An 11,775-nucleotide genomic window follows, 5' to 3' on the forward strand; every position below is an offset into this window, starting at 1 on the left:
TCTCTTTCCATGGAAAATATAGTCCACGAAAATTCATATGGAAAGAGGCGGGATCCGATAAATTTGCCCGTGCCCGGGAATTGGCTGCACGCCGAAGCGTCAGTCTTTCTTGTATAGCAGCCAGTTCTTGCCGGTGCGGCCGGCCATTGTCGAGTGCCGGGTGACGCGGTTGCGCCCGCCAACCTTGGAGCGGTAGAGCGCCCGGTCCGCCTTGGTGTAGAGATCCTCCGGGCTTTCCGCTTCGGAAGCCATGCAGATGCCCATGGAAACGGTCACCGTGCCGTAATTGGCGCCGGTCTGGCTGCTGGTGAACGGCGTCTGTTCGATCAGCACGCGGATGCGTTCGGCGATCTCGTAAGTGGTATCCTCGCTGGCGCCCTCGACGATCAGCGCGAATTCCTCGCCGCCGGTGCGGGCTACGAACATGTCTTCACGGATGCTGGTCTGGAAGATTTCAGCGACGATCTGGATGATCTTGTCGCCGACCGGGTGGCCGTAGCGATCGTTGACACCCTTGAAATGGTCGATGTCGGCAAGGATCAGGGCGTTGAACAGGATCCCCTTGTTGGAGGTGTAAATCGCCGTGATTTGCTTGTCGAAGGCGCGGCGGTTCCAGATATGGGTCAAGGGGTCGGTGTCGGCGAGCCGCTTGTACTCCTCAAGCTTCGACTTGACGCTCTCCAATTCCGCCGTCTTGTCGCTCAGCGTGGTTGCAACCTGCTTGCCGTGGTCGAGGGTCGAGTTGGTGGCCGCCGCCATGGCGCTGGCGACCTTCTGCAGCAGATCCTGCGAAAGCAGGCTGCGGTTGGCGAGGCCACTCGATGTCTCATCGAGGATCTTGCCGTATTTCTCGATATGGCTACGTTCGCTGCGCAGCAGCAAGGCGATGTCCTCGAGTTCCCTGGCCAGCACGTCGCGCGCCTGCTCGACAATGCCGGGACCGTGATGCTGGGCAAAGAAAGCGCGGCCGATGCGGTCGAGATCGTCCTGCGTCGGCTGGTTGCCCAGCGCGACGACGGCCAGGCCGAGTTCGCGATTGGTGCCTTTCAGTGCTTCGTAGAAGATTTCGTAATTGCGCGGCAGGCCAAGCACGCCGAGCTGACGCATGGTCGCCACAACGGCTGTTGCAATGTCGCTGTTTCGGTCGGTCTGGACGGCTGCCGGCTGCATGTTCTGTTCACTCTGCCTCTGGGAACCATCGCAGACCGTGCGAGATGCCGCCGACCGGAGAGTGCCAGCCGTATTTCGGATCATCCTGCGAAAGACACGTCCCCAATCGCGACATTCGCTTGGCCACGACCATAGATGCGCCGGCGCTAAAGTTTCCTTAATGTGCCGCCAGGTAACGCGTCCGTTCTACCGCAGGCTGCAGAAATGGTTTGCAAAGATCCTGAGGTCAGGTCCGAACACGCCCACCCCATGTCGCATTTGCCGGTGCCCGGCTGCGGCAAAACTGAAATCCTCTCGGCCAGCGGCGAAGCCGTGAACGATGGACGGTGGAGGCAGGGATGAGCAACAACCACAGCGGATCTTGCCTGTGTGGAGCAGTGCGTTTCCAGACGCGAGGGCCGTTGCGCGGCGTCATTTATTGCCACTGTTCGCAGTGCCGCAAGCAGAGCGGGCATTTTTACGCCGCGACCAACGTCGCCGACGGCGACATCACGATAACCGGCGCCGACAACATCAGCTGGTACGAATCGTCTTCCTTTGCCAAGCGCGGCTTTTGCAAGATCTGCGGCTCGGTGCTGTTCTGGAAGCCGGGTCAGGATGCCTATGTCTCAGTTCTGGCCGGATCGTTCGACAACCCGACCGGGCTCCAAGGCCAATGCCACATCTTTGTCGGCGACAAGGGCGACTACTATACGATCGACGATGGACTGCCGCAGTTCGAGAAGTCGACGCCGACGACCAAGGTTGCGGAGGAGTGATTTTGCGGCGCCTGCCTTATTCCCTTCATCCAGCCATTGCGATATCCCCTGCCGGTGATTCGAAGGGGATGCGGCATGCAGCGGCTGATCGGTGCTTACTTCAATTCTGTGCGAGCCTTTCGCAAGCTCGCCGCCAGCGAAAGGGCATTTCAGCAGGAACTGATGCTGCTGGTGCTGGCGCTGCCGCTCGGCTGGTTCGTCTCGGTCTCGTGGCGCGGCTACGCGCTGTTGATCGGCGCGGTGCTGCTGCTCATCATGGTCGAAGTGCTGAACACCGGCATCGAGGCAGCCTGCGATGCCTTCAGTCGCGAGTTCAACGTCGACATCCAGCTCGCCAAGGACTGCGGCTCGCTGGCGGTGCTGATTTCGGTTGTTATCGTCGCCGGCGTCTGGGGAATCGCCCTCATCGAGCGCATCACGGGACTACCGATCTGATCTGAACGCTCCCATATGTTAGTCACCAAAGGAGACTGACGTCGTGGAAGCCAATTTTCTGCTGCTTGAAAGAGCCGGCCTGCCGGAAGACCTGCGCTGGCTGGCGGAAAAATATCCGCGCGAGACATGGCAGGGCCACGCCAACATCCACGGCATGGCAAACATGTGGCTGCAGCGGCACGACATGTTCCGAGAGCTGGGCGGCATGCTCACCAACGGCATTGGCGACTATCGCGAAGGCAGGCTGGCGGCGCCGCATTTCGCGCGCTGGTTCGCGCCACGCCTCAACCATTTCCTCGGCAATCTCGACGGTCACCACAATGTCGAGGACTACCAATATTTCCCGGCTTTCGCCAAGGCGGAGCCGCGCCTGAAGCGCGGCTTCGAAATCCTCGATGCCGACCATCACACCATTCATGAGGGGCTGGAGCGCAACGCCGAGACGGCGAACGCCTTCATCCGCACGCTCGAGGAGAGCGAGGACAGGCAGCGCTTCGCCGCCGACGCCTATGCGGACGAGAACAGCCGGCTGATCGCCATGCTGAAGCGGCATCTGGCCGACGAGGAAGATCTCATCATCCCGCTGATCCTCGATCGCGGCGACCGGGCTCTGGTCGAGGACGACGACTGAACCTTACGATGTGGTTTCGCTGTCGCGGGCGTCCTTGGCGCGCTCCCTGCCGGCGACGGTGCGGGCGATGAGCCAGGCAAGGATGGCGACACCCAGACCTATGGCAAGCGCGATCAGCAGCCGTTCGTGATGGAGCAGTGCCTTGCCTATCATCTGCTCGGCGCCGAGACCGAAGACGTAGCCGATGCCGCAGAACAAAGCCGCCCAGACCAGCGACGACACCGCGTTGAGGATAACGAAGCGCGCTACCGAAATGCTGGCGAAACCGGCCGCGATGCCGCCGACCAGGCGCAGGCCATAGATGTAGCGGTTGGACAGGACGAATATGTTGGGATGGGACGAGACGAGACGGTAGGCGTGGTTGAAGCCGGGCCTCGCCTTCAGTTTCAGCACCCTGGGATGGTCGGCAAAGCTGCGGCCGAGGACGAAGAAAAACGTGTCGCCGACGAAGGCGCCAATGGCGGCCGCGAGGAAAGCTTTCCAGAGGATGAAGACATGCTGATGGGCGAAGAAGCCGCCGAGGATGGCCGCACTTTCGCCTTCGGCGACACAGCCCAGGAAAACCGCGATCAACCCGTATTGCTCGATGAGGTGATGGACGATCCCGGTCATTGAGAGGTTTGCCGGCCCGACAGTTTTTCGTCTATGCGGTTCACCTGTTCGGCCAGGCGCGCAATGTCCTCGCGCACGCCGATGATCTGGCTGTGGCGCAGTTCGTCCAGCTTTTCATGCAGAGCCATGATCTCGATCTCGGCCTTGAGGTTGACCTCATAGTCATGCGCGGCGTCGATGCGGTCGCGCGCGGCCTGGCGGTTCTGCGACATCATGATCACCGGCGCCTGCAGGGCGGCGATCATCGACAGCACGAGATTGAGGAAGATGAAGGGGTAGGGATCGAATGAGTCTCGTCCCAGCAGCCACCAATTGGCGCCGATCCACAGCACCAGGAAAGCAATGAAGGACAGGATGAACGTCCACGAGCCGCCGATGCGGGCAATGGCATCGGCGATCCGGTCGCCGGCGCCCTGAAGGCCGGTGAGGCTGTCGTTGATATCCTGCGAGATGGGCTTGCGGTCGACAGTGCTCTGCAACACCCGCCGCTCGAGCTCGCTGAGGGTTTCAGGCGTTCGCCTCAACCAGCGGTTGGCAAGTTCTGGCACGGTCTCGTGCATGGATGTCTCCATAGGAAAAGCGTCGGCTTGGCAGCCTTGTTTGCATATAGGAAGATGGCGTTTCGTCAAAAGCGCGGCGCGAGGATGCAGGATGCCCGATTTCGCGAAGATTCGCGCCCGTGCTGCAAAACGCAAAGGCGGCGACGCGGTGCTGACCTCGCTGCTCGGGCCGGCGTCTGACAATGCTGCTGTTTCCGACATTACGGACGATCGCATCCTGTCGACGATGGCCGAGCGGGTGTTTGCCGCCGGCTTCGTCTGGCGCGTCATCGAACAGAAATGGCCCGGGTTCGAGGAAGCCTTTCTCCATTTCGAGCCGAAACGGCTGTTGTTTCAACCTGATGACTTCTGGCACGACCTGACGGCTGATCAACGCATTGTGCGCAACCCGCAGAAGATCAAATCCGTCCGCGACAACGCCGCCTTCGTTGAGCGTGTGTCGAAGGAACATGGCGGTTTCGGCAAATTCCTCGCGGAGTGGCCTGACGACGACCAGGTCGGGCTGATGGCGTATCTCGGCAAGCATGGCAGCCGGCTTGGCGGCAACACCGGCCAGTATTTCCTGCGTTGGCTGCAATGGGACGCCTTCGTCATCTCGGCCGATATGGTCGCGGCTTTGCGTGACGCCGGCCTCGACATCGCCGAAAGTCCGACGTCGAAGAGGGATCTCGACAGGATTCAGGCGCAGATCAACAAATGGGCGCAGGAAACCGGCCTGCCGCGCCGGCACATCTCTCGCATTCTGGCGATGTCGATCGGAGAGAACCATTCGCCGCAATCGCTGCGCGAATATATGGGCGATGACTGATCACCGAATTGGTCCAAACGAACGCCATTGCCCGGGCAAATTTGCCGCGCTAAACCGCAGGCATGACCCAGAAGACCGCACCCGATATTCTGCGCATCGCCGTTGCCCAGCTCAACCCGACGGTCGGCGATGTCGCCGGCAACCTTGCCAAGGCGCGCGAGGCGAGGGCCGATGCCGCCCGCCAGGGCGCCGACATCGTGCTCTACACCGAGCTTTTCCTTGCCGGTTACCCGCCGGAGGACCTGGTGCTGAAGCCGGCCTTCCTCAAAGTTTGCGAGAAGGCCGCGCAAGACTTCGCCGGAGATACCGCCGATGGCGGGCCGGGCGTCATCATCGGCACGCCGCTGATGCGCAAGAGCGGCACCCACAATTCGATCATCATCGCCGATGGCGGCAAGATCCTCGCCGAGCGCTACAAGCTCGATTTGCCAAACTATGGCGAGTTCGACGAGAAGCGCGTCTTTCAGGCCGGCCCCGAGGCTCAGGGACCCGTCAACTTCCGCGGTGTGCGCATCGGAATTCCGATCTGCGAGGACATCTGGGGCGACGTCGGCATCTGTGAAACCCTGGCCGAGAGCGGCGCGGAAATCCTGCTGGTGCCGAACGGCTCGCCCTACTACCGCGCCAAGATGGACGTGCGCCATCAGGTCGTTATCCGCCAGGTCATCGAGACCGGTTTGCCGATGATCTATGCCAATCAGATCGGCGGCCAGGACGAGCTGATCTTCGACGGCGCCTCTTTTGCCATCGGCGCCGACAAGACGCTCGCCTTCCAGATGAGCCAGTTCGAGGAAACTGTCGACGTCACCACCTGGAAGCGCAGCCGTGTCGCCGCAGGCGCGCAAAATGCAGATAACTCTGACGGCTGGGTCTGCTCGGAAGGGCCGATGTCGAAAATCCCCGAGCGCGAGGAGGCGGACTACCGCGCCTGCATGCTCGGCCTGCGCGACTACGTCAACAAGAACGGCTTCAAGAACGTCGTGCTGGGTCTCTCCGGCGGCATCGATTCGGCGATCTGCGCCGCATTGGCCGTCGATGCGCTCGGCGAGGAGCGGCTGCGGGCGGTGATGATGCCCTACCGCTATACCTCGGAGGATTCGCTGAAGGACGCCGAGGATTGCGCCCGTGCGCTTGGCTGCCGCTATGACATCGTGCCGATCTTCGAACCGGTCGAGGGTTTCCTACACACGCTGGCGCAGCTTTTTGAAGGCACCAAGGAAGGCATCACCGAAGAGAATCTACAGAGCCGCGCGCGCGGCACGATCCTGATGGCGATCTCCAACAAGTTCGGCTCGATGGTCGTCACCACGGGCAACAAGAGCGAGATGTCGGTGGGCTACGCCACGCTTTATGGCGACATGAATGGCGGCTTCAACCCGATAAAAGACCTCTACAAGATGCAGGTCTATGCGCTGTCGCGCTGGCGCAACAGCCATGTGCCGCCGGGCGCGCTCGGTCCCTCAGGCGAGGTGATCCCCAGGAATATCATCGACAAGGCGCCGTCGGCGGAATTGCGCGAGAACCAGACCGACCAGGATTCGCTGCCGCCCTATCCGGTGCTGGACGACATTCTGGAATGCCTGGTCGAGAACGAAATGGGCGTCGACGACATCGTCGCGCGCGGCCACGACCGGGCGACGGTGACGCGCGTCGAACATTTGCTCTACATTGCCGAGTACAAACGCCGGCAAGCGGCGCCGGGTGTGAAGATCACCCGTAAGAATTTTGGACGCGACCGCCGCTATCCCATCACCAACCGTTTCAGGGATCGCGGCTAACATCTGATTAAATTGATGAACCTTGGGGGGCGCATGTTTATCAGCTATTTCAAGGGAACGCCTGAGTATCACATCCTGCGCTTCAAGAACGGCAAGATCAGGGAGCAGGGGCGCGGCATCTCCTTCTGGTACGGCACGTTAGGCACCACGATAGCGATGGTGCCGGTGACGTCGCTCGATAACCCCTTCATCTTCACCGAGACGACGGCGAATTTCCAGGATCTGGCAATCCAGGGGTCGGTCAGCTACCGCATCATCGATCCGCTCAAGGCAGCCGAAGGTTTTGATTTCAGCGCCAAGCTCAGCCGTTCCGACGTTGTTGGCGACGGCCGTGAGAAGATCGCCGAACGCCTGGTGCTGGCGATACAGAGCCGCGCCCGCGCGGTGGTTTCGAGCATGACGCTGGAACAGGCGCTGGCCGAGGTGACCAAGCTCGGTGGCAATCTGGCCGAACTGCTGCGCAACGATCCGATTGCCGCGACCGCCGGCCTGTCGATCGAGGAGGTCCACATCACCTCGGTCCAGCCGACGCCGGAGATCCGCAAGGCGCTCCAGACCGAATATCGCGAGGCGCTGCAGCGCCAGGCCGATGCCGCGATCTATGGGCGCCGTGCCTGGGGCGTGGAGAAGGAGCGCGAGATCAAGCAGAGCGAACTGGCGACCGAAATCGAGCTTGCCGAACGCAACAAGCTGCTGGTCGACACCGAAGCGCGCAACAAGCTGACGCTTGCCGAGGCGCAAGCCAAGGCGCAGCAGCTGGAACTGACCGTCTATTCGTCGGCGCCCGCCCACGTGCTGACGGCGATGGCCTTCAAGGCCTGGGCGGAAAAGGGCGGTTCGGTCGGCAATCTGTCGATCACGCCTGACATGCTCACCAGCGCGCTCAGCCAGCTTTCCACGCCGAAAGCCGGGTCCTGAAAGGCAAGCACGGGTGGCAAGCGACCAGAGCGGCAGGCCGATCGACCGGGTGATCGTCGTCACCCGCAAGACCGAGCTGGAGGAGCTGACGACGCGCTTCAACACGCAGGGACAGGCGCGCTTTTATCTCCGGCAGGCCGGCATGAATTTCGACCCGGTCAAGGCGGCGCATGACGTCTATCACCAGGCGCTCGACCGGGTGATGGGTTCGCTTCCCCAAGGCCTCAAACAGTTGCGGCTCGACCGCGAACTGGTACCGCAGTTCGAATTCGGCTCCGACGCGGTGATCGCGCTCGGTCAGGACGGGCTGGTGTCCAACACCGCGAAGTACCTCCCGTACCAGCCGCTGATCGGCATCAACCCGAACCCGGCGCTTTTCGACGGCGTGCTGCTGCCGTGGAATGCCGACGATACCGAAAAGGTCCTCGGCCTGACGATCGCCGGCAAGGCGAAGCGCCAGGCGGTGGTGATGGCCGAAGCGCGCTCCAATGACGGACGCCGGCTGATCGCCTTCAACGATCTGTTCGTTGGCGCCTCGACGCATGTCTCGGCGCGCTACGAATTGACCTATGGCGGCAGGACCGAGCGCCAGTCGTCGAGCGGCATTATCATCTCCACGGGCGCCGGCTCTACCGGCTGGCTACGCTCGGTGATGGCGGGCGCCGCGGGACTGGCTGCGGCCTATGGTGACAACTCCGTGCCGTCCGTGCCGCCGCAAGGCTATGACCGCGAAGGCGAACAGCTGTTCTTTTCGGTGCGCGAACCGTTTCCGAGCAACACGACCGGCGTGTCGCTTGTGCATGGCGTCATCACCCGCGACCGGCCGCTGGTGGTTTCTTCGCGGCAGAGCAGGGGCGGCGTAATCTTCAGCGACGGGATGGAGCTCGATTTCGTCGAGTTCAATTCCGGCACCGACGTGACCATCGCGATCGCCGACCAGAAGGCCTATCTCGTGGTGCCGTAAGCGCGCCAGGTCGGTAACCAAACCACGGGCCGGACCGAAATTCGGCCGCCCTCATTCTTTGCGAGGCACCATGCCCGACTCTGAGATCAGCTTCGACATGTCACGGATCGACTTCCGGGCGACCTCCGACCTGTTGATGGCGAGTTATTGGGGCGCCGGCCGCAGCGATGAGTTTCATCGCCGCGCTTTTGCCAACTCGTTCTGCACCGCGGCCTATATCGATGGGAACCAAGTCGGTTTTGGCCGGGCCATCACCGACCGTACGGTGTTTGCCTATCTCGCCGACATCATCATCTGGCCGCAGCATCGCGGCCAAGGCATTGGCACGCAACTGGTGCGGGCGCTCATCAACCACCCTGAACTCAGCACGGTCTCGCACTGGAGCCTGTCGACCAGTGACGCGCATGGCCTTTATGAGAAGCTGGGCTTCAAGGCATCGATCGACGGCCGCTACATGCGCCTCGATCGCAACCCGGAATGAGGCATAGCGAGGGGGTTGACCGGCTGTTGTTGCAAGATAACCTCACTGGTTGGACCAGTTACGCTTTGCCACGTGCCCGGCCTTGGCGATCCTTCATGGCGTCTCTATAAGGACCGCTCCGCAAGTGCCTTGCGGGAGGTCCGAATGGCAGTATTTCACATGGTAATGCGAGGCCGCGAAGCCTAGGTCTCACCTGGCGTCCGGCGAAGGTTTGTCCTTCGCACCGATGCCGGGTCGAGCACAGGCTTCTGCCGATGCCGGTCGCCACCCGGCAAATCGGGCGCGCCGCCACCTATGCCGAACCTCCGCAGCCCCGGGCGAATTGCCCAGCGCGGTTTTCAATTTCAGACCTTACCGGGACCGGGCAGATTTGCGCCCGGATGACAACATGGCTCGTTTCCGAATCGATCTGCGTGCAAGCGCCTTTCGCAGCGTTCTTAGCTTCACGCTCAGCCACTGGCGGCGCCAGCCGTGGCGGCTTTCGCTGATCATGGGCAGCTTCCTGCTGTCGACCCTGGCCGACGTCTTGACGCCGCTCTATTCCGGCCGGCTGGTCGACGCCGTCGCCAGCAGTGCGTTGGCTGACGATGTCGCGTGGAATGCGGCAATGGCGGCGTTCTCCGCGCTCATCGCTTTGGCGCTGACCGGCGTGGTGCTGCGCAACCTGGCTTTCATGGGTATTGTCGAGCTGACGCTGAAGATGATGGCCGACGTCGCCGCCGACGCGTTCCATCGCGTGCAGCGCTTCTCAACCGACTGGCACGCCAACAGCTTTGCCGGATCGACGGTGCGCAAGGTCACGCGCGGCATGTGGGCTCTCGACCTGCTCAACGACACCATCCTGATTGCGTTGCTGCCGTCGGTCGCCATGCTGGTCGGCTCGACGTTGCTGCTCGGCTGGTTCTGGCCGCTGATGGGGCTGGTCGTGGCAGTCGGCTCGCTGCTGTTCATCACCGTGACGGCGCTGCCGTCGCTCGGCTATGTCGCGCCCGCGGCACGGCTCGCCAACAGCTGGGATACGCGGCTTGGCGGCTCGCTTGCCGATGCCGTGAGCTGCAATGCCGTGGTCAAGGGTTTCGGCGCCGAGACGCGCGAGGAAACGCGGCTTGCCAAGGTCGTCGCCAAATGGCGCGCGCGGACCAGCCGCACCTGGGCGCGCGGCACCATCAACGGCACGACGCAAGGCGCCATGCTGCTGGTGCTGCGGACGGCAGTAATCGGCCTGTCGCTGATGCTGTGGGCCTGGGGCCAGGCAAGTGCGGGCGATGTCGCCTTCGTGCTGACCTCGTTCTTCGTGCTGCAGGGCTACCTCAGGGACATCGGCACGCATATCCGCAATTTGCAGCGTTCGGTCAACGACATGGAGGAACTGGTCGATTTCCAGTCGCAACCGCTCGGCGTCGAGGACCGGCCCGGCGCCAAGCCGATCCGGATCACGCATGGCCACATCGCCTTCGATAACGTCACCTTCCACTATGGTAGCCATCGCTTGCCGCTCTACCGCGACTTTTCGGTGGAGATAGCGGCGGGCGAGCGGGTCGGACTGGTCGGCCATTCCGGCTCGGGCAAGACGACCTTCGTGAAGCTGATCCAGCGTCTCTATGATGTCAGCGGCGGCAGGATCCTGATCGATGGCCAAGACATCTCCCAGGTTGCACAGGCGTCGCTGCGCGCGCAGATTGCCATCGTCCAGCAGGAGCCCATCCTGTTCCACCGCTCGCTGGCGGAAAACATCGCCTATGCCCGTCCGGACGCCACGCAGGCCGAGATCGAGCATGCCGCCAAGGTCGCCAGCGCGCACGACTTCATCACCGGCCTGCCGAAGGGCTACGGCACGCTGGTCGGTGAACGCGGCGTGAAACTGTCGGGCGGCGAGCGCCAGCGGGTGGCGATCGCGCGCGCCTTCCTGGCGGATGCGCGCATCCTGATCCTGGACGAGGCGACATCGAGCCTCGATTCGGAATCGGAAGTGCTGATCCAGCAGGCGATGGAGCGGCTGATGGTTGGCCGCACGACGCTGGTCATCGCGCACCGTCTGTCGACGGTGCGGGCGCTGGACAGGCTGCTCGTGTTCGACCGTGGCAAGATCGTCGAGGAAGGCTCGCATGACGAGCTGATCCGGCTGAAGGGCGGCATCTACCGCCGCCTGTTCGAGCGGCAGGCGCTGGAACTGACCAAGGGCCTGGTGATCTGAGCTGAACGCAGAGCCCTATCCGAGGGATAGGGCTCTGCCTGGTTCATCCAGGCATTCGCTCGAATGGCTGAAGCGCTGGGTCGATCGTGTCCCAGGCGTGGCCGCGCACGGTGTAGGTGACCGCCTGCGGGTCGAACTGGCCGGGATCATCGAGGCTCGTGGCCTGGATAGCCGTCACCTCCGGCATGGCGACGAACGTTACGTAGACCGGCGTGCCGCAGGTCGGGCAAAAGGCCTGGGCTTTTTCATTGCCGCTGTCGGCGATCATCCGCCACGTGCTCGGCTCGCCGGTGATCTTTACGTCAGCGCGCCGGCCGAAGGTCACATAGGAACAATGGCCAGTACCGCTGCGCTTTTGGCAATCGAGGCATTGGCAGTGGTTCTGAAAGATCGGCTCGCCGCTGGCCTCATAGCGGATCGCGCCGCAGGCGCAGCCGCCGGTAAAGTGCCTGGTCATCATCGTTCT

Annotated in this window: 13 protein-coding genes; 9 read left to right on the top strand and 4 right to left on the bottom strand. The window is 62.5% G+C overall.

What is annotated here, in order from left to right; all coding sequences use genetic code 11:
- Nucleotides 1-99 precede the first annotated feature (99 nt).
- Nucleotides 100-1,170, bottom strand: coding sequence for a GGDEF domain-containing protein (locus tag NKI10_RS20645; RefSeq protein ID WP_023681555.1), 1,071 nt, complete (start codon nucleotides 1,168-1,170; stop codon nucleotides 100-102).
- A 338-nt stretch (nucleotides 1,171-1,508) separates the two neighbouring features.
- On the opposite strand from NKI10_RS20645, the gene NKI10_RS20650 reads away from it, so the two are divergent.
- From NKI10_RS20650 to NKI10_RS20660, 3 genes are all read left to right on the top strand, one after another.
- Nucleotides 1,509-1,928 (top strand): GFA family protein, encoded by a 420-nt coding sequence (locus tag NKI10_RS20650; RefSeq protein ID WP_023738959.1) that lies wholly within the window; start codon nucleotides 1,509-1,511, stop codon nucleotides 1,926-1,928.
- Between the two features lie 75 nt (nucleotides 1,929-2,003).
- Nucleotides 2,004-2,363, top strand: a complete 360-nt coding sequence (locus NKI10_RS20655; RefSeq protein ID WP_023667554.1) for a diacylglycerol kinase — start codon at nucleotides 2,004-2,006, stop codon at nucleotides 2,361-2,363.
- Nucleotides 2,364-2,406: 43 nt separating this feature from the next.
- Nucleotides 2,407-2,994, top strand: coding sequence for a hemerythrin domain-containing protein (locus NKI10_RS20660; protein ID WP_352861717.1), 588 nt, complete (start codon nucleotides 2,407-2,409; stop codon nucleotides 2,992-2,994).
- Between the two features lie 3 nt (nucleotides 2,995-2,997).
- Here NKI10_RS20660 and NKI10_RS20665 read toward each other — a convergent pair whose 3' ends face one another.
- The gene (locus NKI10_RS20665; RefSeq protein WP_023738957.1) at nucleotides 2,998-3,606 is read right to left on the bottom strand and encodes a DedA family protein; all 609 of its coding nucleotides are present in this window, start codon (nucleotides 3,604-3,606) and stop codon (nucleotides 2,998-3,000) included.
- Nucleotides 3,603-4,166, bottom strand: coding sequence for a DUF1003 domain-containing protein (locus NKI10_RS20670; protein ID WP_352861719.1), 564 nt, complete (start codon nucleotides 4,164-4,166; stop codon nucleotides 3,603-3,605). Before NKI10_RS20670 ends, NKI10_RS20665 begins: the two co-directional genes overlap by 4 nt.
- A gap of 91 nt (nucleotides 4,167-4,257) precedes the next feature.
- Here NKI10_RS20670 and NKI10_RS20675 point away from each other — a divergent pair, with 91 nt between their 5' ends.
- The 6 genes from NKI10_RS20675 (at nucleotide 4,258) to NKI10_RS20700 (ending at nucleotide 11,309) form a co-directional block, all read left to right on the top strand.
- Nucleotides 4,258-4,974 carry a DNA-3-methyladenine glycosylase I gene (locus tag NKI10_RS20675; protein ID WP_352861721.1) on the top strand — a complete coding sequence of 239 codons (717 nt, stop codon included), beginning with the start codon at nucleotides 4,258-4,260 and terminating at the stop codon, nucleotides 4,972-4,974.
- A 62-nt stretch (nucleotides 4,975-5,036) separates the two neighbouring features.
- Nucleotides 5,037-6,752, top strand: a complete 1,716-nt coding sequence (locus tag NKI10_RS20680; RefSeq protein ID WP_352861723.1) for an NAD+ synthase — start codon at nucleotides 5,037-5,039, stop codon at nucleotides 6,750-6,752.
- Between the two features lie 33 nt (nucleotides 6,753-6,785).
- Entirely contained in the window at nucleotides 6,786-7,670 is an 885-nt protein-coding gene (locus NKI10_RS20685; protein WP_023729837.1) for an SPFH domain-containing protein, read from the top strand.
- Nucleotides 7,671-7,683: 13 nt separating this feature from the next.
- On the top strand, nucleotides 7,684-8,634 hold the full coding sequence (locus NKI10_RS20690; RefSeq protein WP_352861725.1) for a diacylglycerol kinase catalytic domain-containing protein: 951 nt from the start codon (nucleotides 7,684-7,686) through the stop codon (nucleotides 8,632-8,634).
- A gap of 70 nt (nucleotides 8,635-8,704) precedes the next feature.
- Nucleotides 8,705-9,115, top strand: coding sequence for a GNAT family N-acetyltransferase (locus tag NKI10_RS20695; protein WP_023710609.1), 411 nt, complete (start codon nucleotides 8,705-8,707; stop codon nucleotides 9,113-9,115).
- Between the two features lie 388 nt (nucleotides 9,116-9,503).
- Nucleotides 9,504-11,309 (top strand): ABC transporter ATP-binding protein, encoded by a 1,806-nt coding sequence (locus NKI10_RS20700; protein WP_352861727.1) that lies wholly within the window; start codon nucleotides 9,504-9,506, stop codon nucleotides 11,307-11,309.
- 43 nt (nucleotides 11,310-11,352) lie between these two features.
- Here NKI10_RS20700 and NKI10_RS20705 read toward each other — a convergent pair whose 3' ends face one another.
- Entirely contained in the window at nucleotides 11,353-11,766 is a 414-nt protein-coding gene (locus NKI10_RS20705) for a GFA family protein (protein WP_023695410.1), read from the bottom strand.
- Between the last annotated feature and the right edge of the window lie 9 nt (nucleotides 11,767-11,775).

The sequence above is a fragment of the Mesorhizobium sp. M0802 genome, from assembly GCF_040320115.1.
In the GTDB taxonomy this organism is placed as follows: domain Bacteria; phylum Pseudomonadota; class Alphaproteobacteria; order Rhizobiales; family Rhizobiaceae; genus Mesorhizobium.